A 22,262-nucleotide genomic window follows, 5' to 3' on the forward strand; every position below is an offset into this window, starting at 1 on the left:
GGTAGTTATCCCAGTCTTACAGGCAGGTTACCTACGTGTTACTCACCCGTCCGCCGCTAAGTTGTTTTGAAAGCAAGCTTTCAAAACAACTCCGCTCGACTTGCATGTATTAGGCATGCCGCCAGCGTTCGTCCTGAGCCAGGATCAAACTCTCCAAATTGGTATTTAGAAAGAGCGAAATGCTCATTTTGAAACAAACTGGCGAGAATTTCCATTCTCTATCAAATGATTTCTCATTTGTTTTGATTTCACTTTCGTGAAATCTACTCACTCGTTGTTCAGTTTTCAAAGACCAATTATTTCGTTTCGTTAGCACCAGATGTTCTCGGCGACAACTTCTATATCTTATCATGTCCGGTTTGATAATGCAAGTGTTTTTTTCAAAACCTTTTTAACATTTTCATTTCTTCACTGAGTATTTCTTGTCCTCTCAGTTTCCGGATTTAAAATATACCACGCCCTTCTACATCTATGCAAGTTATAAATATTTACAATTATAATTTCACTCCTTTCACCATTAGAAGAGCAATGATCTACGGTGTAACTATCCCATATTTTTTTTGCTAATGAACCATTAATATAGATCCTACTTGTCACTTGAAAGCGCGTAATTCTGAAAGGGTTAAATTATAGCTATATAATGAAGGGATAACTTCATCCCCTGCAATTACCACACTAATATCAAATGTGTACAGATAATATGAGTGGATATAACGCATCTCAGTTTCATGTAAACAACCCCTCGTTCCCATTAGATTTCATGGATACGAGAGGTTGTATTAAATCCTTATAGTAGTCTACAAAGTAGGAGCATTTTCCCCACCCTGTCTAGAAATTGCAAATAATGCTACCCATATCAGAACAAATCCAAGGATTTGAGTCTGAGTGACGACAATGTCGAATACAATCCAATTGATAATCACACCCACCATAGGGAAACTCAACTCCGCAAGTGTAGCTACGGAAGCTTTAGTAGTCGTAAGTCCTTTATAATAGACCAGTAAACTGAGTAGTCCAGGTAATAGTGCTTGCCCAAAAAGATTCACAGCAACTGCAATCATAGCGGTCGATCCTGTTGGTAAATTCCAAATCCCGCCCTCACCCCAGGAGATAACAAGTAGTAACGGTAATGCTAGGATGAATCTCATCGAAGCTACTGTTTCATATTTCATCTGTCCGACCATCAGGCGACCCATCACGGTTGACCCTCCCCACAAAGCAGCTGCCCCGAGAGAAAGTAAGCTTCCCACTTGAACGAAGTCATTCCAATGTCCTACAGGAAATTCAAATCCGAAAGTAAGTAAATACGTTCCAAAAAGTGCTATAGGAAACAAGAGCGAGAAATTCTTCGGCAATCGTTCCTTCAATAACATTCTCGCCATAATAATTGCGAACAGTGGTTGTAACTTCTGAAGTAACAATACAGCATTAAGATTCCCATTAGCGAGACCCATTGTAAACAAAATCGTTGCTATCGCAGATCCACCCCAGGATATAAATAGTAGTGCAACAGCATGCCGCATACGCAATCCACGAAGTTCATGGCGATTCTTCCATAACACTGGAGCTACAAACAAGGCAATTATAATATGCTCAAGCAGAACAATCTGAGTTGAAGTCAGTGATTCCAATAAAATAATCCGGAATAACGGATCTACACCCCATAAAGCCGCTCCTAATACCACTAGCCAAAATCCACTCTTTGAACGTTTCTCTCCTACTGATACACTTGAATTAACACTCTCCATCTTCTCTGTCCCCTTCAACTGAATATGGGGTCTTACAGCAGAAATCCCCCGTCATCGACAGATGTCGACATTACGAGGGATGATCAAATAAGCGTGCGTGTAGCAAAAAAACCACATCATGCATTATTGTTGATCTTCTCCCATCCGGACTTTACCGTCGGCCTTGGAATCACACCAAGTCAGTCGCCTTCATCATTTCATGAAAGACGAGTCGCGGGCTATAAGTTCATAATGATGGATTGCCAAACCCAATCTCGCTTGGCTTAACAATCTGTCATAAAAAAGAACTCTCACCGCCGGTCAGGAATTTCACCTTACCCCGAAGATCCATATTCAATTTTGTATTTGTTATAGAATATCATCATCATACGATAACAATTGCTATATCTCTATTAAAATCGTCACACTGAAATTAGTCAATGATTTGTTTCTGTAAATTAAATATAATTTCCAAATAGATGTTTTCAGCGCTCATTATTCATTTACAGCATTATGAAAAATAAGTTGTACACAAACTGCAACATTTTTCTAGTATTACCCATCTATAGATGTAGAGGTGATACAAATGAAAAAACAATTATTCAAGTTCAATACCACTAAGACCGCTGTGGCTTGTGGTATCTTGGCAGCATCGCTGTCTTTTGGCACATCCGCACTTGCCTTCTCAGATCTGTCGGGTAACCCAGCTGAATCCAAAATCAATGCTCTACAAGCTGAAGGCGTAATAAACGGAATTACACATGATCTATTCGCTCCTAAGTCCAAAGTAACTTACGCTCAAGGAATTCAGTTATTAGTTAACGCTTTCGATTTACAACTGAATAACAAACAATCTAAAGCAAGTGTCTACTTCACTCAAGTAGCTGATAAAGCTTGGTATTCCCAAGCCTTCCTAATCGCTCAGCAGAATGGACTATCCGTCGATAAAATGGTAAATCCTACAGATCCAATGACCCGCGCTCAATTTGCACACTTAGTCCACCAAGCACTCATGACGAAAGGGAACTTCCCAGTAACCCTAATGTACATTAACATCTCAGACGGTGAAAAGCTCTCTCCAGATGTTTCGAACAGCTTGCAGGCTCTATTAAACATGAGACTTATCACTTTAAGTGATGATGGAAAATTCCGTCCAAACGAAGCCATTACCCGCTCCGAAGCAGCTGTATTGATATATGATGCTACGGAGTTCGTTAAGAAAATTGTACCTGTGAAAGAGGTCGTTACACCTACAAAGTCTTACGAGGGCATTGTTGCATTAGAAAAAGCTGCAGTTGGCGTTAACAAAGTATCCCTTACCGTTGATAATCTTCCTAACTCAGGTTATACGACCTCCATTAATCGTATTGAATTTGGCAAAGATCTGACTGCAACTCTGTACTTCAATATCAATCAACCCGATCCTGGCCAAATGAATTTACAAGTTATCTCTAAATCTACTGCCGTTACTTATGTACCATCCAATTATAAAGTAGTGGCAAAATACGAGGCTTCTTCCGTAATAGTAACTGATCCTTTCTCTTTGCTACTTCCTTACGGTGAAGGTCCAACGACTCCAATAAAGAACCCTGAAGATCTAATCGCTAAGTAAATAACGTATATTGTTCAACACGAAACCGTTCTTATATAGTGTATTGTAAACAAGCTTGTGTCTATTTATAACAAACAAGGCTCCTGCGGTAATCGCAGGAGCCTTGTTTGGTGTATGATTCATTTCATTCATTTGTTCTTCTACAATGTCTCACACAACATATTCACGATATTTCTCAATAACCATCGGTCTACATTCTATATTTAAGCGAGTACCTGCAGGATCGTATGCGGTAGATATCACGTGGGCGTGTTCATTAAGATATGAGACCACTTGTCCCTGTTCGTAAGGAATAAACATTTCGCAATGAATATAATCTTTAAAGACATGGGACGAAATGATATCTACAAGTTCAGTTAGACCCACTCTCTGTTTCGCGGCAAGGTAGATACTCTGATCCTTCACAAGAGGAATCGTGCAATCAACCATATCACACTTGTTATAAGCGAGCACGGTATCGATATCTGTGATGCCTATTTCTTTTAACGTGTTATCCGTAATATCCATCAAGTTCTCATGCTCGCTATTGGAATAATCAATAACATGAATCAGTAGATCCGCCTCAGCCACTTCTTCAAGCGTAGAACGAAATGCCTTAACTAGATGATGCGGCAGTTTACTTACAAATCCAACGGTATCCGTAAGTAGAAAGGATTTATTATCTATGAGACGGATCTTCCGAACCGAAGTTTCGAGTGTTGCGAACAACATGTCTTTTTCAAATACCAACTTCTCACTTGATGGCCCGAACGACTCTACCATTGCATTCATAATTGTTGATTTGCCTGCATTGGTGTATCCAACCAGCGATACTACGGGAAGTTCGTTTCTTTGACGCTTCTTCCGTTGGGTCTGACGCTGAGATACGAGGATCTCTAGTTCTTTATTTAAAGCACTGATCTTATCCTCAATTCGGCGACGATCAAGCTCTAGCTTCGTCTCCCCTGCTCCCTTGTTCTTGGTCCCAACGCCACCGCCTTGTCGACCCAATGATTCCCGTAATCCGATAAGTCTAGGTAACATATATTGCAGTTGCGCGACTTCTACTTGAAGTTGTGCTTCCCGCGTCTTGGCCCGCTTCTCAAATATATCCAAGATGAGAATGGTACGATCGATTACTTTACACTGTAATCCTGCTTCCAAGTTACGAATCTGAGAGGGAGACAATTCATCGTTAAAAATAACCATGTTCGCCCCTTGCATATCATACAACGCCTTAACCTCTTGCACTTTCCCTTTTCCAATATAATGAGAATTGTTCACGCGTTCTAAGTTCTGTACAAGCTGTCCTACCACTTCTACATGACAAGCGGAAGATAAGTTCCTTAATTCCTCCATAGAGTACTCAAAGTCCTCCTGATGTTTCACGTTAACACCTACTACAATCGCTTTCTGTTGTTCTTCCATAAGTAAAACCTCCATTACGTTCAAAATAAAAAACCTCAGGCTGATCTCCTGTGGCTTAAGCGAACGAGATATATCCATCATTACCCACATGAATGCCTTAGTTATACACTTCCATACAACTAAGGGTCTTTTCGGTCCGTTAACCGTGGATTCTAGGGTTCAATAATGCATAAAGACAACAAAAAGAGGGTGGAATAGTTCTCCCTCTTTATTCATGTAGATATTCGCATTATTAAATAAATGGCGTTCTCTTCAAAATAAACAGACCAATCCCGTTCGCCCTGCACGAGGAGCAGAGCCTTTGCACTATTCAATTAGTGGCACAAAGTGTAGTAACGGAATTTATCATTCATCTCTTCGAGAAGCCTCCGATCATTATAGTTGCTTCCATATTAACACAGTTCAACCCATCTCACAATTAGGTTAGGCTTGCGCAGTTTAGGTTAGGTCCATGTAGCACTGATCTTGTTGATTTTTGAAACAATAAGCGCATAATAGAAACCATTGTAATCACCATGTCTGGAGGACGCCTTATTGAATGCCGATTTAGCAATTCTGTTACAGCAATTTGAACGTGCATCGCTTCTTCTCAGCTGCTTATTCTTTCTAACCCTTATTCCACAATTCAAGGAAATTTTCCAAAAGGATATCTACCATCCTAAACAACTAATCATTCTATCTGCCCTCTTCACCCTGTTTGCTATTCTGGGGACATATTCGGGCATTAATGTAGAAGGATCCTTAGTAAATGTTCGAATGATCGCTATCATGTCTGGCGGAATTCTATTCGGCCCTGTTGTGGGGATTAGTACAGGAGTTCTCTCAGGGGTACACCGTTATCTCATCGATATTCATGGCATTACTTCCCTACCTTGCCTTATCGCAAGTATTGTTGCGGGGATTGTTGCTGGATACATTCATCTGAAATCACCTAAGAAAAAACAGTGGATTGCCGGTATTATTGCTGGAATGTTGTGCGAAGCTTTGACTATGATTCTAATTCTGGTATTAGCTGAGCCTCATTACCTAGGTGTAGATATCGTATCAAAAATTGCTGCGCCCCTTATTCTTAGCGAGATCAGCGTGGGTCTAATCGTACTATTGATCCAAGGGGTAGAAGGTGAGAAGGAGACAATTGCAGCTAAACAAGCTAAGCTAGCGCTTGATATAGCGAATAAGACCCTGCCTTATTTCCGTTCCATTAACAAGGAGTCCCTGAACACCATCTGTAACATTATTCGGGAAGATATCCAAGCGGATGCGGTCGCTATAACGGACACCAAGAACATCCTAGCTTATGTAGGCATGGGATCTGAATACTATAATCTTGGTAACGAAATGATTAGTGACGAGACGAGGGCCACCATCCAAACTGGGGAAATAACGATCCGCAATCATGAAGAACAGCATAACAATCCTTCCATTAAGTCACTCATTATTATCCCTCTTCGGGAGAAGGGTGACGTCACCGGGGCACTGAAAATTTATTACCGCAAACCTCAGCAGATTACTTATCCTCTGCAAACGATGGCGATTGGATTGTCTCAGATTATTTCTACCTTGATGGAAGTATCCCGCATTGAGCAGATGAAAGAAATGGCCAATAAAGCAGAGCTAAAAGCATTACAGTCTCGCATCAATCCGCATTTCTTGTTCAATGCGTTGAACGCGATTATTTCTTCCATCCGGATCAATCCAGATAAGGCACGGGAACTCATCGTCAATTTGTCCGGTTATTTGCGATACAATCTGGAGTTAAATGATCCCTTTATTGATATTAATAAGGAGCTTCAACAGGTCCGTAACTATGTGGAGATTGAGACCGCTCGATTTGGTAATCGTCTGCAGGTCATATATGATATTGATGATGTTAGTATCAACATCCCAAGCCTTATCATTCAACCTTTAGTGGAGAATGCCATTGTTCATGGTATTTTGAAATCCAAAGGTGTTGGAACGGTAACGATTGGCGTTAAGGATGAAGGGAATCATGTGAGGATATCCATCGAAGATACAGGTGTAGGCATCGAGGAAGCTATTATCAACAATATCTATACAGGACAAGTTCCAGAGAACAAGATCGGTCTCTACAATGTTCACCAACGCGTGAAGCTCATATATGGCGAAGGATTAACGATTCGTAGACTGGATAAAGGAACTCACATACATTTTGTAATACAGAAGGAGATTCGATGAAAGCAATTCTAGTGGAAGATGAATACCTGGCACGAGAAGAATTAGAGTACCTAATTAAAGCGCATAGTGATATTGAAATCGTTGGGCGGTTCGAAGATGGGATTGATGCACTTAAGTTCGTGCAGGAGGCGCAAGTGGATGTTATTTTTCTAGATATTAATATCCCTTCGTTAGATGGTGTCCTATTGGGTAAGAGTATTAGCAAATTTGCGAAGAAACCTTATATCGTCTTTATTACTGCTTATAAGGAGCATGCACTTGAGGCTTTTGAAATTGAGGCTTTCGATTATATTCTCAAACCATATCACGAGTCTCGCATTACCTCCATGCTCCAAAGATTACAAACGGCTCATGCTAGAGATATTGAAATCAATCATCAACCCACACTAGAGCGTAGTGGCATTAAGAACAAAATCAATCTGTGGAAAAACGAGAAAATTATGGTGACCGATATTGATGATATCTATTATGCTTCTGCTCAAGAGAAAGTGACCTGTGTGTATACAAGGACGGATGAATATTCATTACACATGAGCATTTCGGAATTCCACAATAGTCTACCTCAAGACCTATTCTTCCGCTGTCATCGTTCATATATCATCAACATTTCTAAGATTAGAGAAATCATTCCTTGGTTTAATAATACTTACCTTTTAAAAATGATGGATCTGGACTATGAAGTCCCTGTTAGTCGTAGTCATATTAAAGAATTTCGGCAGATCATGAATATCTGAATGCATTTGGTACCGCTTTCAAAGCATCTCATGCCATAACCGCCCATCCAACTTCTACAAGGGCTATAATTCGGTTATAAGGTTACATTAACATCATGAGAAATGAGAAAGAGGGGCCAAACCTATGAAAAATACACCTATGAACCGTTGGCTAATCGTTCTTGGTACGATCATCGTTCAGATGGGACTTGGAACGATTTATACATGGAGCTTATTCAATCAACCACTCGTAAGTAAATTCGGCTGGGACCTCAGTTCTGTTGCGATGACCTTCTCTATTACTAGCTTTTCGCTCGCTTTTTCAACGCTCTTCGCAGGTAAGCTACAAGATAAGTTAGGTATTCGTAAACTCATCACCATCGCAGGAATAGTCCTTGGTCTCGGTCTCATTGCAAGCTCCCAGGTACATTCATTATTCCTAATATATCTGCTAGCTGGTGTGGTCGTTGGGTTCGCAGATGGTACTGCCTATATCACTTCTTTATCTAATCTGATCAAATGGTTCCCGAACAAGAAAGGTCTAATTTCTGGTGTGTCTGTTGGTGCTTACGGCATGGGCAGCTTGATTTTTAAATATATCAATTCTGGGTTCATCAGTTCAGCAGGTGTGTCACAAGCGTTCCTAATATGGGGAGTTATCGTGATGATCATGGTCATATTGGGCGCTCAGATTATACGCGAAGCTCCAGTGGCTGAACAGTTGAGTTCGGCTCAACTTACTCATGGTGATGACAAGAATTTCACAGTCAAAGAAATGCTACGAACCAAAGAAGCTTATCTCTTGTTCATTATTTTCTTTACCGCTTGTATGAGCGGGCTGTATCTTATTGGTATTGTAAAAGACATCGGAGTGCAATTGGTTGGACTCTCTGTTGAAAGTGCAGCTAATGCTGTGGCTATGATCGCCATCTTTAATACAGCAGGACGAATAATACTTGGAACGCTCTCGGACAAAGTCGGTCGATTACGCGTTGTTGCAGGTGCACTGGTTATTACGACGGCTTCCGTACTCGTGTTGAGTTTTGTGCAGCTGAACTATGGAATATTCTTTGCTTGTGTGGCAGGAATCGCCTTTTGCTTCGGTGGTAACATCACTGTATTCCCAGCGATTGTCGGAGATTTCTTCGGCCTGAAGAATCACAGTAAGAACTACGGAATCATCTACCAAGGTTTCGGGCTCGGTGCATTATCTGGTGCATTCATCGGCTCCATCACTGGAGGATTTAAACCAACGTTTATCGTCATAGGCATTCTCTGTATCGTCTCCCTCATTCTGATCACCATTCTTAAACCTCCAGTTCGAGGTAAAGTGAAGAATAAACAGATGCATTTGAAACCAGATGGTACGTTAGTGTAACAAATCTATTGTTTGTGAAGCGAAGCTTGGTGTCACATCACATTTCCTTCTATCCTAATGTGGATGGGAGGATTATTGTGTTGTAGATGAGTAGTCATTCTTTATTCGTACGTCAAATCGAGTGAAGCACTCTTAGCTAATTGCACTTCCATCCTTACTTTACAGTTAGACCTCAAATAACTTCCACCCTCTACTTCTATTCTATAATCTGTGAACCCGAGAATTTCCCCCACATAATCGATGTGATCCTCATATAATATCTCTACAATACTTTTAGAATCCAAACAGTACGCCAACTGATCAGAACTCAGAATAATTCTCCATACCTTAATTTTAACCAATGATTACCGACCTCCATGAATAGATCAAATAGATCAATACACTCTCCACCAGTGCCATAGATAGTATGGGAGATGATCTGAGAATAGATACGATTAAATCGCCATCAACATTATACAAAATATAACATATAACCAATATTATTAGTTTGTTTATAATAAATAATTCCAAGGCACAAAAAGAAGGTAACTTTCTTAACTTGCTACCCTCCTTTCTAAACGCTATTCATCAGGTTTTGTTACACCTTTTTAAGGAAAATATTAAATATTTCTTCATTTTACTTATCATTAAATACAGCCATTTATAATATATGGAATTTAATATAAAAGTGTTATTTTAATGGTAATTAAAATTGGAAATATATGTTTTTATCATGTTGGATAATCGATACATAATGAAAAAAAGACCTGAAAGAAGATCACTTTTCACAAAGTGTCTATCTTTCAGGTCAAAGTTGGAATATTAGAACATAGCGTTGTAGGGCCAGATAATCGCGATTTGTTGCATTCTCAAGTTTACTTCGTAGTGTTGGGTACAACTCCTTGATTAGGCTCGAACTTATACAGCTTCGATTCGGCTCCCTTTAAAGATACTTTCAAGTAACTTTCCTCAACATTCGTTTGAGCCGTCCACATGTCTGTTATTTTGTAGGAGGAAACTCCTTTACTATTTATCCCACCCCGCTTTAGATCGATTAGTCGTTCTACTGGCCTTGCAGTATAGTTGAAGACAGCTAGGTAATATGTGCCCTTATCCGCGAGCATAAATACATCTGCCGCATTAGTGCCCGTGTTGCCTTCTACTGCTCTGAAAGCCTTCCCTTTTATAGCAAGTGCATTTACTTGAGGATTGGTTAACAGGGTTTTCATATACTGCTGAGCCGTTTCATCGAACACATTATCGGAATTTAAAAAGACGGTTCCCGAAATGACTGCCGCATTGACCCGGGATTGTGCACCCTCCTGTGAACCACCTTTGCTTAAGGACATATAATCTGGGTCGGTATAATGATAAATTGTACCGTTCTGCCACCACCCGTAAGTAAGGTTGTTAAGCTGGTATTCCGTACTATTGAGACTTCCGTCAATGTCGCAGGAAATCCGCCGACTATGCGCATATTGGCTCGGGAACAGGGGCGCAATGCGCAGGGCTTCCCCAAAATGCAAACGGTGTCCAGTACGTACCGGGCTTGTGCCCGTTCTGCCTTACACTGTTCAGTGCATCCTTCATCTCTTCTGAAGTCAGATTGTCCCAGAAAGCGTCAAAATTGATGTACAGCGTATCCTCATTCTGAAAACCTAGCGACTGCGTTTCCTCTTTCAAGAAATCACTTGTCGAGGTATACAGCTCATAACTTAACTCGCTCATCGCGGCAGACCAGCTGTTCCACCCGAACGGTACGCCGCCATCCCACTTCAACGAAGCTGCGATGCGGGTGTTCGCCCATCCGTATGTCTCAAGCCCTTCTCGATAATCTTCATAGAATCCAGCAAACACAAGTGGAGATTCGATACGCGTACCCAATACATAACCATGCGGCTGTGAATCGCGTGTCATGACACCCGTTGCCCCGCCATACAATTCAAGCTCATCCAATTTTTCAGCTTGCTCGCCTTTAATCCGAATACCTGTTTTCCATACATCATGCGAGATGGATCCCAAGATGAACCCACGCCGACTATGAGGGTGATACAATGCGGTAACTTCATAGCTTTCGGTTTCTAATGGTAACGGCACGCCCCCGTATGATATTCCCGACCGTTCCATCGGAAGCCACTGCGTACTTCTTTTAATAAAACCATTCCTTGACCTTCACAAGAATACTGGCCGTTTTCCAGATCTATTATAATGTGTACCCGACCATTATCCACGTGAAGGAGTGACTCTGACTCCACGCTCACACTCACGACTTTTTCATTGTTCACGTTCATTATTTGCCTCCTTGTCGTTGCTGCACCTTAAATTGCAAAAGCTGTACAATTGGCATATATTCGCAGCTTACTACCATTATAGAAGACACAATAAAGCGCTTTCTAAACTTCAAAATTCCGATCTATAACGGGAAGTGCCTTATCTTTCTAGTTGTACAGAAACGACTGGATTCATATCATTCGTCCCAGTAGACAGCTCGATTTCTATGAACCAATCGTAGATGCCCTGTGCTTCCACAACGGCAACAGCCTTGTGCTCCATGGCATAGGACACATCATCTAAGAATCCAGTAGCCGGTTCGATCGCCACGTGATACTGCCCCTGATATCCCCCTGCATTCGCCCAGATGGATAGATAAGGAACCTTATCTTTTGGGAAAACAATCGTTAATTCCTCTCCTGTAACCGGATCGAAGAGTGAGGCCTTACCTTCTGGTAACTCTCCTTGAAAATAATACTTCTCCGCCGTTTGTGCCGTAGCCGCTTCAACAATATTCAATCTCGTCTGCTCTTGGTCTGCAAAGGGGATGGGCCACTTCTGGATATCACCCATCTGCCCAAGCCGGTCATCTTGTGAATAGGAGACAACCACCGTATTCAGTTCGCGAGGCACGATGATTTCCATGCCTTCTTCGACTTGAAACAGTGGATGTGCCGCCCATAAGAAAGAGAAAGGGAACGGACTGAGATTCTGAACGGAATAATCAATCCGTAATCGTTGTTCTTTCGTAAAAGAGTAAGATTTCTTCAGATGATACGGCAATCTCACCCCATATACGTCGCAATTAAGCTGCCCTTCCTGTACTACGGCATGCCAAGGAATCGACCACACCTCACCATGATCAGGCAGTTCTACCCCCTGCCAAGGAAATTGTGGATAATGACAGGCGTTAATGGTTGGGAACATTTCGTCCCAGCCACTGCCGTCACTATCTGAGAACGAACTCGCATATCCTTTGTTACCCAGAGGATGATCCGTCTTAGATAGCCATTCCCGTCCTGTTTTTAGATTTCTCAGTGAAATGACCTTACTTCCTAGATGAGGTGCAATCGTGAATTGTATGATCGAGTTCGTGCCTGTCCATACCTCTTGATCGTCCATCTGATGATGTTCCCAATGCAACATAACTGCGTTCCCCTTTCTCTTCTGTACAATATGAGAATACCTCTATCGAGGGCATTCCTGATGAATAACCGCGTGTAGAGGTAGGTTTGAATATTGTCTAATGCTCTTGAGCACTAATTAAATTATGATGCGCCCTGAAGCGCGAGTTCCATATGGATGGCTGCCCCTTGATGGTTCGGATCGAGTTCAAGCGCCAGCTTAAAGTTCTTCACCGCTTCGGCTTGATTTCCAAGACCCAAATGTCCAAGTCCCATCATGTAATGACAATGAATTCGATTCTTCTTATTCAAATCCTCATCAAATACGAGGAAGTCTGGCAAGGATACCGCAAAATAATCGATTTTTTGACTTAAGAAAATATATTGTTCGCCATAGTCTACAAGCTTGTTAAATCGGCTACGAGCCGCTTTCTCATTGCCCAATTGACGTAACGCAACACCTTGATAGAAAATCATGTGCGGCGGTTGGTCATTATAGAACATCGCGCTTGTCGGTTCATCCAGCCCTTGGGAAGCTTCGGCAAAATACTGCATGGCTTGTTCATGTTCCCCGAGTTGTTGATGAGCAAGCCCTAAGTAGTAGTTGATATTGTTCTCTTGGGCTCCATCTAATTTACCTTCATTCACATTCAACGGATACTGCTTCGCCGCTAGCAACTGTTCGATCGCTTCCTTCGCTTGGCCTGCTTCAAGTCGTTTCTTAGCCCACTCGACACGCGCTAGCACGTATTGAGCTGGCACTTTGCCTTCGCCGCCTTCCCACGGATGGAAATGACGATTCATTATCAACGCAATTGCTTCTTCATGACGGTTCAAGGCGTTGTACAGTGTAATGTACTCTAAGTACAAATCATCACGTATGATTACTAATTCCTTGTGTTGCTCCAGTGTTGCTAATCGTTGTTCAGACGAATAGTTAAGTTTCTTGTACAATTGATCCAGCTCATAGAATACTCGAGCGTCTGATGTATTTAAAGAAAATGCTTTCTCTAGTGCAACAAGCGCTTCATCTGGATTCTGCTTTTTATTGAAATAAGCTAAAGCTAAGTTACGATGTACCGTTGCAAACGTATCAATCAACGCTACGGATTTCTCCCAATAAGATACCGCTTCATCATGGCGCTTCTTATCAAATAACAAGTTACCGAGATAATAGGGTGCCTTCGAATCGTTCTCATGTGTGGCTGTTACATGCTTCAACACAACGTAATCTTGAATGGAGTTCGGGAAGCAATACGATGGATTTGCGTCTTCAGCAAGACGATAATACGAATCACATGCAGCAAGATCATCACACTTCATGTTGTAGTATCCTTGATAGTAATGAACCATTGGATACACGTTACCGCTTGAAAGATCAGCAATGCGACCTAATACATCCAATGCTTCTGTATACTGTCCGGCATCCGCGTAATCTTGTGCAAGTGCAATATAATTGTGCGCATCGTCACGCATCAGATTCACTAACATTTGCTTCGCTTGAATAGCTTGTTCTTGATCCCCTGATTGCTCATAGATGTAGATCAATTCATTTCTTGAACCGAATTCCATTGGGTCAAGACGTATCGTTTCCTGCGTAAGCTGCTCTGCTTCAGCTAGACGATTTAGATTTCTCAGGATGACACTCTTCAGATTACGCGCTTTGTAATTTCGTTGCTGAACCGTAAGGGATCGGTCAATCAGTTCAAGTGCTTCTTCATATTCATGCTTTTCACTAGCAATTTGCGCTAAAGCGAAATACCCAGTTGCCTGCCATGCTGCGGACCAGACGGCTTTGTAGAATGTCGCTAACGCTTCTTCCAGACGACCTTGCCACTTCAATGTTTTCCCTAAGTTGTAGAGCGGTTCACTGTCATAAGGTCTTGCATTGTGCCGAGTTAACGTCTCAATCGCCTTTCTAAAGTATACTTCACTTTCTTCCAGCAACCCTCTACGTAGCAAGAGTAGTCCGTAAGCATTATTCAGACGAATATCTTCTGGATCACGCTTCAATCCTTCCAAGTAATAAGCATCAGGCTCATACGTAGCATGACGATACTGTTCTAGATGAAGACCCGCTAAATATAGAGCTTCTGTATTCTTCAATTCTTCCGGTGTCCCAATAGCCTTCGCAGGATCTGGAGTTTGCTCGATTCTCTTCGATTTCGGTTGATACGAGATCAACTCTCTACCACTTGCAGTTAAGACCACAAGTACTAAATCTTCTTCTAGTTCATTCTTATCGATTGCAAGTTCAACCGAGAAAGTATCCATAGGAGAAATCTTAAGTGTCTTATCTAGGTACGTTTGACGAGCGCTTTTGAGAATGACACGCGCATCCTCGAATACCGAAGTTGCATAGACATGTACTATCGCTTGCTGACCGGTAACTTCTAGATTCACAGCCGCATCAATGGAAGCGTTCTTCACCATACCGACCTGTTTGTATGGCATGAAATATTGCTTAAAGCTCTTCTCTTCATACGGTTGAAGCCATGTGAAATCCGGTTGGTTGTCGGTGTAGACACCGGTCATTAACTCAATGTAAGGACCATCTTCATCTGTTAGATTGCGATCCCATGCTTGACCGAATTCTCCATGTCCCCATGTCCATTGCTTCTTACCCGGTGAGACATGTTTGTTCGCAATATGCAGAAGCCCTGCCTGGACATTATGATCATAGCCGCCGATAAAATTATAATCCGACTGATAGGCCATATAGGATGTTGGTACAGGGATATTAGTGTATTTTGAAATGTCGACGCCTTCGGAGTAGTCCATCTTGTAGTACGTTCCGGTTGCAATCGGGAATTTAGACACATCACGTTTCCCATGATCGAATACGGCATGTACATCTGGAGGAAATACCGATTGACTATGATCATTGGCAGCCAATGCTGGATTCGCCCACCATAGGAACGTCTGAGGCTCCGAAGTACGATTATACATTTGCGCATGGATCTCTAAGTAAGCTTTTCCAGGGTATAGTGTAAAACCTGTTGTCACTTTCGTGCCATACATCCGGTCGATCTCGCCCACCCATACCGTTTTACTGCCATCATCATTCGCTTCGATGCTGTATTCGACAGGTCCATACGTGTTCGGACGGTGATGTTGCGGCCAGTTAAACTCAATACCGCCAGAAATCCATGGACCAATCAGACCAACTAACGCAGGTTTAATCACTTGATTGTGGTACACGAAATCATAGTTATTCGTCTTATCGATTGCTCGATAAATACGTCCACCGATTTGCGGCATCATTTGAATTTGAACATATTCATTCTCTAAGAACACCATTTGATAAGATTTCATAACCTTCTCATCATAGATTTTATCGATAACCGGATGCGGATAGACACGACCTGAGCTACCTTGATAGACCCGTTTCTCCAAGAACATCGGATTCTTGTCTGGTTCACCTACTTCATACGTAGGAATCTCAATCGTTTCTTCCCATACTTTTACTTCAGCTTGTTGTGTCAACATGTCTCATCCTTTCAGGTACAAGATGTATTTGCTATACCCTCATCTTACGGATTTACAACTCGAATCTCCATTGACGATCGAATGAACATGATGGATTATATGATGATTTATTACGCATTTCTCATTTGACAAATTTTCTCTGAGACAGCATAGTATGGTTATGAATCATATTAAAAAAACAGACGGCTTCATGTCGCAAAAATTGATCGTTCTTCCTGAACATATCATTGCCGAATACGCCACTCACCCGCTCATCCGTTCACTTTATATTACAGATATTGGATTCTTCCCTCATGCGCTACATCACTATCGGGAACGTCCTACGGGTAGTGTTGCCCATATCGTCATGTACTGTATTGAAGGTGAAGGCTGGGTCAGTCTAAATGGTCAAAAGAAACAGAACATGCGGAAAGGTTCAATAATGGTGATACCGGCAAATATGCCTCATGAATATGCATCATCCGAAACTCACCCATGGACTATATATTGGTTTCATATGAAAGGAGAGAACGCAGTTTCCTTCTTTGAAGGCATCGATCAACACGCAACGCCTACGCTTGTCTCCGTAGAGAAATCAGCTAAAATTATCGAGCTGTTTCATGAATGTTATGATCTTCTGCAGAAAGGATACTCGTTAAACCGTATTATTTATGTCTCTCAATTGGCTTGTCATCTAGCAGCCCTCATTCGATTCTCGCAACAACAGCCTAACGTGGCATGGAATCAGCAGAAGAAACATGATATTGAATTCTCGCTCCAGTTCATGATGGAGCACTTAGAGAAGAATGTCTCCTTACAGGAATTAGCAGATCAAGCGAATCTATCCGTCCCGCATTATACGCATGTATTCAAAAAAACGACAGGCTACTCCCCGATCGATTACTATTTGCGTCTTAAGATACAACTAGCCTGCCAGCATCTGGACCTAACCGAGCAAAGCATCAAGGAAATCAGCATTCGACTCGGGTTCCAAGATCCTTACTACTTCTCACGCCTCTTCAAAAAAATAATGGGGAAGTCGCCTTCCGAGTATCGCAATACTCGAAAGGGGTGACTTCCCCTCTGCTTGCTTATTCTTGTTCTTGAATGCGGTACATCAGACTATCGAAATCGCCACGCAATGGTAGCTCAACCCCAATGTTCATCAATGCTTTGCCTGTCCATGTTCCCGAAAGTTCATCGATCACATACGTCTTATCCGGATTTAACCCCTGCAAGCGTAGACGTGGTAGCCCATCACCCAATCGCTGCGAATGAAGGAAGGCGAATACAACGGTCTCAGATGCTTGCTTATTTACATACTGCACCGCTGTAACTCCTTGTTTCTTCAGAGCATCTATACGGTATTGCTGACCATATTGTACTAACGGACGAATCTCTTTGTACTGCTCCACGAAGCCTGCTGACTCTTCAATCAGCTCGTCGCTCCATTCGTTCAAGTTCGAACCAATCCCAAGCGTCCCCATCATTGCACTATGGAACCGGTATTTCAATGAAGTTACACGCTTGTTCATCCCGCTGACAGCTTCTGTTACCCAACAAGTCATCATCTTCGGCGCATAGACATACGAGAATCCTTCTTGAATACTTAGACGGTCGAACGCATCCGTATTGTCGCTCGGCCACGTCTGATCCGCATAACGAAGAATTCCTAAGTCAATCCGTGAACCTCCACCTGCGCAAGTCTCAAATGCAACATGCGGGAATCTCTCCCGAAGTTCAGCCCATATTTCATATAAGGTTTGTGCATGTCGGATCCAAATTTCCTTCTGTCTATTCAACGGGTGATCCTTCATTCCCGGCTGTGTAATGGTCCGGTTCATATCCCATTTAATAAATGTAATGTCATGATTCGATAAAAGATCCGTCATGAATTCAAGGATATAACTCTTCACTTCCGGCTTGGAGATATTCAACAACAGTTGATTACGTAATTCCGTCCGTCCACGTGTAGGGAAATGATAGACCCAATCCGGGTGCTGACGATACAAGTCACTATCTGGGTTAACCGATTCCGGCTCTACCCATATCCCGAACTCCATCCCTAAATCATGAACTTTGTTAATTAATTCGTTCAAGCCATTCGGGAACTTCTCCTCGTTCACGAACCAGTCGCCTAGACCTGCACGATCATGATTTCGTTGCCCGAACCAGCCATCATCAACAACGAATAGCTCTACACCTAATTTAGCAGCGCGCTCGGCTAATGCCATCTGATCTTTCGCGTTCACGTCGAAGTAGGTCGCTTCCCAAGAATTATAAAGTACCTTCCTTGCTTCTTGATTCGGAATCACATAATCATATTGATATTGATGAAGTTGACGGCTCATGTTACCAAATCCACCTGTCGTGTAGCCTCCAACAAACTCAGGTGCTTCGAAGCTTTCACCTGCTCCTAAAGTCCATTCACTATCAAAGTCGCTGATTCCTCCGGTCACTTTCAATTGATTGAATGATGTCTTCTCCGCTGTAATCTTCCAGTTACCGCTCCATGCAAGAGCGCCGAACCATACATTCCCATGATCTTCGGTTGCATGTCCATTATCGATGGCGAACCAAGGATTCGCATGAACGTCTGTGAATCCTCTTCTGGATTCTAGTACTTTCTTTCCTTCGGATAGCACGGTATTACGAAGTTGGAATTCTCCCGACCATTTCCCGGTCACATGCGTCAACCGATAATCTTGCAAATTTGGAATCGGCCAAGCTGCAGATTGAACATTCTCCAAGATGATATCATGTGTTCCCGTATTCACGATTTTGGCAGAGCGTACAACCAAGTCAAACTCAGGGATCACTTTATACAACAATTGTGTCTCTAACGGATAGACTTCATCTTGTAACGTGATGACTAATGTCTCTTGTCCCTCTTGTTCCATGATGTGATGACTTACATACTTCATGGATAGGTCACGCACACCATCGTGCATTGTCACCTTAAGAGATGGCTCGGTATAGACAAGATCACCCCAGAAACTGTACTCTTCCATTTCTCGTTCTACTTCCGCATCGAAGGAACTATGCCCCCAAGGTCGAAGCAGCGGAAGGCAATCTTCCAATGCCACGGAAGCTCCCCAGTAAAGATGCTGGAGGCTTCCTTTCTCATTTAACCCAAATACATAGGATGTTTGCTTCATTTGTATTGCAAAGACATGATGTTGCTTGTTATATTGGATTGTCATATAATCACCTACTAATTAGTTTTATTTCCACAATTCCAGACGTTGTTTATAGTTCTCGTTATAGAGTTTCTCTAGCTTAGGAAGACCAGCTGCATCTGATTCCTTGATCATTTGGTTGTATATTTCTGTTACTTGTTGTTCCGAAGGTGCTAGTGCCATTTTCAAGTAATATTTTTTTATAATTTCATCAACTTTTTGTTCCATAATCGCTTCCGCTATACCCCCAGCAGCTCCTAAGTTATCGTATAGAGCTGTGTCGTAAGCCGTATCTGCTAGATTCTTAATTGCCAAATCTGTTGTAGGATCGGTTTTGAAACGTCCAATCAAGTCATATGGTGCACCGTTTGAATGTCCATTGCATACTACCAATATCTTCCTATTTAGTGTCGTCGGAATAGAAGGCTTGCCGTCGATTGTCGGATATTTTTCTTTGAATCTCATATGCAAATCTTCAAACTCTTCTGCTGTGAAGGACTCGCCGTTATTCACTTTATCGCCTACACCTAGTTCACCGCCCGATCACTAGAACTAAAACGAATCAGCTCTAGTAATTCGGACGGTAGACGATTTAATCATTGCTTATTTATAGGTTGGAAGCCAGTCCCCATGCGCTTCAATTAAATCATCGCACATCGCTTTGATGTCATCCATCGACAGCTCAGCACCTGTATGTGGGTCCAGCATCGCTGCGTGATAAATGTGCTCGCGTTTGCCGGTAATTGCCGCTTCGATTGTGAGCAGCTGTGTATTAATGTTCGTACGGTTAAGCGCAGCACATTGCGGAGGCAGATCGCCAACAAACGTCGGTGTTACACCGTTGCGGTCTACTAGACAGCTAACTTCGACACACGCCTCTTTCGGAAGATTCGTGATAAGGCCTGTATTCATGACGTTGCCGCCAATCTTGAACGGAACATTCGTTTCAATCGCTTCGAAAATATACGACGCGTATTCATGCGTACGTTTATGATCCAGCTCCGGATTATTGACGAGCTCTTGTTTCAGTTTCTTCCAATTGCCGATTTGCTCAATGCAGCGGCGCGGATATTCATCCAACGGAATGTTGAAGCGATCGATCAGTTCCGGATAGTTACGTTTGATGAAATACGGATGGTACTCAGCATTATGCTCAGACGATTCTGTAATGTAGTAACCGAAGTTGAGCATCATTTCGTAACGCACCATATCCCAGTGCTTCTCATTTTGCTTCTCGCGCGCACGGCGTTTAATTTCCGGATACAAGTCTACGCCGTCTTTAGAAACTTCAAGCAGCCAAGCCATATGATTGATACCAGCGATTTTGGATTTTACGCCCGTTTGATCCATGCCAAGGCTGTCGAACAGTCCAGATACGCAGCCCTGAACACTGTGACAGAGGCCGACAGTATTGACACCGCCGTACGTATTCATCACATTCGTCAGAACCGCCATCGGGTTGGTATAGTTCAGGAACAATGCGTCTGGACATACTTCTTGAATATCTTTTGCAAAATCAAGCATTACCGGAATTGTGCGCAGGTTACGGAAAATGCCGCCGATCCCGACCGTATCAGCAATGGTTTGACGTAGCCCGTATTTCTTAGGAATTTCAAAATCGGTAATCGTACACGGATCATAGCCGCCGACTTGAATTGCATTCACTACATATTTGGCACCGCGAAGGGCTTCCTTACGGTCGGTATATGCTTTAATCGTAGATGTGCTTCCACATGTATTCTTGATGTGATTTAGCATGGTTTCCGATTCGGACAAACGCTCCGGGTTAATATCAAACAGGGCAATTTCGAATCCTTGCAGTGCAGGTGTGTGTAGACAGTCACCAAGTACATTTCTGGCAAATACAGTGCTTCCTGCTCCGATGAATGTAATCTTAGGCATGAAGATCCTCCTTAAAATATTCCGCATGTAAGCGGATTAATGTCTTTTTCATACTATCTACTATAGAGCAGAAAACGGCTAATTGAGTAGGACATAATGCATGTTTAATATGTACATTTGTAGTTTTTTCTTTTAGACTGAAAATACGAATATGCAAGCGAAAGTGAGAATTCTAAAAGATGTCCAATGAGGAAAAGTCCATCCGAAGCATGAATCACACATCGGATCATTATAAATTTACGGTCATGAACAATACGCAGCCTGCACAAGGTGAGTTATCATTACTATTCAGCGGAGAAGGAAAGCCCGTTCCCGGACACGCGAACGGGCCTTCCGTTCATAACTACTATCTGGTGCATACCGTCATCTCCGGACGCGGCAGGTTTGAATTGTGCGGACAGCGCTATACGTGTACGAAAGGCGATACGTTCATCATTTTTCCGGATGAGCTGTTTACCTATATCGCTGACGAAACTGAGCCTTGGCATTATATGTGGGTAGCCTTCAAAGGCCATATCTCGGAGCATTTACTGCTCAGCTTAGGATTCTCGCCTTCCCATCCGATTGTGCGAATAGACGATATCCGCCCGCTCACTTCGCTCTACCGCAAAATTCGTGCAACGTTTGAGCTTACACCTTATCCGGAGCTTGCCGATCTGGAGGCCGGCGGTCTGTTGCGCGTATTTCTGAAAGAGCTTGGGCAAAATAATGTAGGCAAGCTCGCCTTCCATTCACTTGCAAACGTCCCGGATATTGAGCGGCAAATTAACCAAGCCGTCCGCTGGCTATCCTACCAGTACGCACAGCAAATTTCAATTGAGGAACTAGCACGCAGTCTAGGTTATCATCGCACCCATTTATCCAAAATGTTCAAGCAAGTCACCGGTTTATCACCTATGCAGTTTCTGCTAAAGGTGCGAATGGAACGGGCGAAGGAGCTGCTCAGTGGTCAGATACATCTATCGATTAACCAGGTAGCCTTTTCTGTAGGCTATACTGACGCGTTGTATTTCTCCAAGCAGTTTCGCAAAACATTCAGTTGCTCGCCGTCAGAATACCGGATGCTGGCTCTCGGCCATTAGACTCCTCTTGACAAGGTCGCAATACAAAAAAGCAGTCGTATCCTTGCCAATTTGTTTTTTTGCCGTAATAAATAACAAGCCGAGATGAACGCAGTGATGCTTGCGTTCATCTCGGCTTATTACAGCTTAAATCATGCAGTTGACGTTTCGGCAGATTCTTACCACCTATGATTTCTTTTACATCCTGCATCAAAATCATCCCTAAAAGGGGGTTGCATTCAACA

At 42.5% G+C, this 22,262-nt stretch carries 16 protein-coding genes, 1 rRNA gene and 1 riboswitch; of the genes, 6 read left to right on the forward strand and 11 right to left on the reverse strand.

Translation table 11 applies throughout. The annotated features are described in order from the left end of the window. A 16S ribosomal RNA gene (locus BW961_RS25900) occupies positions 1–160 on the reverse strand; the annotation flags it as partial. A 637-nt stretch (positions 161–797) separates the two neighbouring features. After that, positions 798–1,748, reverse strand: coding sequence for a DMT family transporter (locus tag BW961_RS25905; protein WP_068584841.1), 951 nt, complete (start codon positions 1,746–1,748; stop codon positions 798–800). Positions 1,749–1,876: 128 nt separating this feature from the next. Then, a riboswitch (FMN riboswitch) is annotated at positions 1,877–2,079 on the reverse strand. A gap of 234 nt (positions 2,080–2,313) precedes the next feature. On the opposite strand from BW961_RS25905, the gene BW961_RS25910 reads away from it, so the two are divergent. Beyond that, complete coding sequence (locus tag BW961_RS25910) at positions 2,314–3,339, forward strand: S-layer homology domain-containing protein (RefSeq protein WP_068584840.1); 1,026 nt, start codon at positions 2,314–2,316, stop codon at positions 3,337–3,339. A gap of 150 nt (positions 3,340–3,489) precedes the next feature. Here the strand turns inward: BW961_RS25910 and hflX are convergent, their stop codons facing one another. Further along, a complete protein-coding gene (hflX, locus tag BW961_RS25915; RefSeq protein ID WP_068584832.1) occupies positions 3,490–4,746 on the reverse strand; it encodes a GTPase HflX in 1,257 nt (418 codons plus the stop codon). Between the two features lie 534 nt (positions 4,747–5,280). Here hflX and BW961_RS25920 point away from each other — a divergent pair. The 3 genes from BW961_RS25920 to BW961_RS25930 all read left to right on the forward strand — a co-directional run bounded on the left by BW961_RS25920 (position 5,281) and on the right by BW961_RS25930 (position 9,033). Then, on the forward strand, positions 5,281–6,942 hold the full coding sequence (locus BW961_RS25920; protein ID WP_170878612.1) for a sensor histidine kinase: 1,662 nt from the start codon (positions 5,281–5,283) through the stop codon (positions 6,940–6,942). Continuing rightward, positions 6,939–7,676 (forward strand): LytR/AlgR family response regulator transcription factor, encoded by a 738-nt coding sequence (locus BW961_RS25925; protein WP_068584829.1) that lies wholly within the window; start codon positions 6,939–6,941, stop codon positions 7,674–7,676. The genes BW961_RS25920 and BW961_RS25925 overlap by 4 nt, the downstream gene beginning before the upstream one ends. 124 nt (positions 7,677–7,800) lie before the next feature. Beyond that, positions 7,801–9,033, forward strand: a complete 1,233-nt coding sequence (locus tag BW961_RS25930) for an L-lactate MFS transporter (protein WP_068584825.1) — start codon at positions 7,801–7,803, stop codon at positions 9,031–9,033. Positions 9,034–9,134: 101 nt separating this feature from the next. On the opposite strand, the gene BW961_RS25935 is transcribed toward BW961_RS25930, so the two are convergent. The 5 genes from BW961_RS25935 to BW961_RS25960 form a co-directional block, all read right to left on the reverse strand. Then, a complete protein-coding gene (locus BW961_RS25935) occupies positions 9,135–9,374 on the reverse strand; it encodes a hypothetical protein (protein WP_068584822.1) in 240 nt (79 codons plus the stop codon). Positions 9,375–9,887: 513 nt separating this feature from the next. Continuing rightward, positions 9,888–10,538 carry an alpha-galactosidase gene (locus BW961_RS31375; RefSeq protein WP_244556059.1) on the reverse strand — a complete coding sequence of 217 codons (651 nt, stop codon included), beginning with the start codon at positions 10,536–10,538 and terminating at the stop codon, positions 9,888–9,890. Beyond that, on the reverse strand, positions 10,480–11,109 hold the full coding sequence (locus tag BW961_RS31380; protein ID WP_068584818.1) for a hypothetical protein: 630 nt from the start codon (positions 11,107–11,109) through the stop codon (positions 10,480–10,482). Before BW961_RS31380 ends, BW961_RS31375 begins: the two co-directional genes overlap by 59 nt. Positions 11,110–11,442: 333 nt before the next feature. Further along, the gene (locus BW961_RS25955; RefSeq protein WP_068584813.1) at positions 11,443–12,429 is read right to left on the reverse strand and encodes an aldose epimerase family protein; all 987 of its coding nucleotides are present in this window, start codon (positions 12,427–12,429) and stop codon (positions 11,443–11,445) included. A 122-nt stretch (positions 12,430–12,551) separates the two neighbouring features. Then, the gene (locus BW961_RS25960) at positions 12,552–15,896 is read right to left on the reverse strand and encodes a DUF5107 domain-containing protein (protein ID WP_068584810.1); all 3,345 of its coding nucleotides are present in this window, start codon (positions 15,894–15,896) and stop codon (positions 12,552–12,554) included. Between the two features lie 154 nt (positions 15,897–16,050). Between BW961_RS25960 and BW961_RS25965 the strand changes: the two genes are divergently transcribed. Further along, positions 16,051–16,950, forward strand: a complete 900-nt coding sequence (locus tag BW961_RS25965; RefSeq protein WP_244556060.1) for an AraC family transcriptional regulator — start codon at positions 16,051–16,053, stop codon at positions 16,948–16,950. A 16-nt stretch (positions 16,951–16,966) separates the two neighbouring features. On the opposite strand, the gene BW961_RS25970 is transcribed toward BW961_RS25965, so the two are convergent. From BW961_RS25970 to melA, 3 genes are all read right to left on the reverse strand, one after another. Further along, on the reverse strand, positions 16,967–19,078 hold the full coding sequence (locus BW961_RS25970; protein WP_068584807.1) for an alpha-galactosidase: 2,112 nt from the start codon (positions 19,076–19,078) through the stop codon (positions 16,967–16,969). 21 nt (positions 19,079–19,099) lie between these two features. Next, positions 19,100–19,567: a hypothetical protein gene (locus BW961_RS25975; protein WP_068584804.1), complete on the reverse strand. Its 468-nt coding sequence runs from the start codon at positions 19,565–19,567 to the stop codon at positions 19,100–19,102. 90 nt (positions 19,568–19,657) lie between these two features. After that, the gene (melA, locus tag BW961_RS25980; protein WP_068584801.1) at positions 19,658–20,956 is read right to left on the reverse strand and encodes an alpha-glucosidase/alpha-galactosidase; all 1,299 of its coding nucleotides are present in this window, start codon (positions 20,954–20,956) and stop codon (positions 19,658–19,660) included. 179 nt (positions 20,957–21,135) lie between these two features. Between melA and BW961_RS25985 the strand changes: the two genes are divergently transcribed. Then, positions 21,136–22,038, forward strand: a complete 903-nt coding sequence (locus BW961_RS25985; protein ID WP_244556061.1) for an AraC family transcriptional regulator — start codon at positions 21,136–21,138, stop codon at positions 22,036–22,038. The last annotated feature ends 224 nt before the right edge of the window (positions 22,039–22,262 follow it).

The sequence above is a fragment of the Paenibacillus macquariensis genome (assembly GCF_900156375.1).
GTDB lineage: Bacteria > Bacillota > Bacilli > Paenibacillales > Paenibacillaceae > Paenibacillus_AQ > Paenibacillus_AQ macquariensis.

Bases quoted from the DNA above. Each gene is read 5' to 3' on its own strand.
- BW961_RS25905 (WP_068584841.1), bottom strand. From the start codon at position 1,748: ATGGAGAGTGTTAATTCAAGTGTATCAGTAGGAGAGAAACGTTCAAAG.
- BW961_RS25910 (WP_068584840.1), top strand. From the start codon at position 2,314: ATGAAAAAACAATTATTCAAGTTCAATACCACTAAGACCGCTGTGGCT.
- hflX (WP_068584832.1), bottom strand. From the start codon at position 4,746: ATGGAAGAACAACAGAAAGCGATTGTAGTAGGTGTTAACGTGAAACAT.
- BW961_RS25925 (WP_068584829.1), top strand. From the start codon at position 6,939: ATGAAAGCAATTCTAGTGGAAGATGAATACCTGGCACGAGAAGAATTA.
- BW961_RS25930 (WP_068584825.1), top strand. From the start codon at position 7,801: ATGAAAAATACACCTATGAACCGTTGGCTAATCGTTCTTGGTACGATC.
- BW961_RS25955 (WP_068584813.1), bottom strand. From the start codon at position 12,429: ATGTTGCATTGGGAACATCATCAGATGGACGATCAAGAGGTATGGACA.
- BW961_RS25960 (WP_068584810.1), bottom strand. From the start codon at position 15,896: ATGTTGACACAACAAGCTGAAGTAAAAGTATGGGAAGAAACGATTGAG.
- BW961_RS25965 (WP_244556060.1), top strand. From the start codon at position 16,051: ATGGTTATGAATCATATTAAAAAAACAGACGGCTTCATGTCGCAAAAA.
- BW961_RS25970 (WP_068584807.1), bottom strand. From the start codon at position 19,078: ATGACAATCCAATATAACAAGCAACATCATGTCTTTGCAATACAAATG.
- melA (WP_068584801.1), bottom strand. From the start codon at position 20,956: ATGCCTAAGATTACATTCATCGGAGCAGGAAGCACTGTATTTGCCAGA.
- BW961_RS25985 (WP_244556061.1), top strand. From the start codon at position 21,136: ATGTCCAATGAGGAAAAGTCCATCCGAAGCATGAATCACACATCGGAT.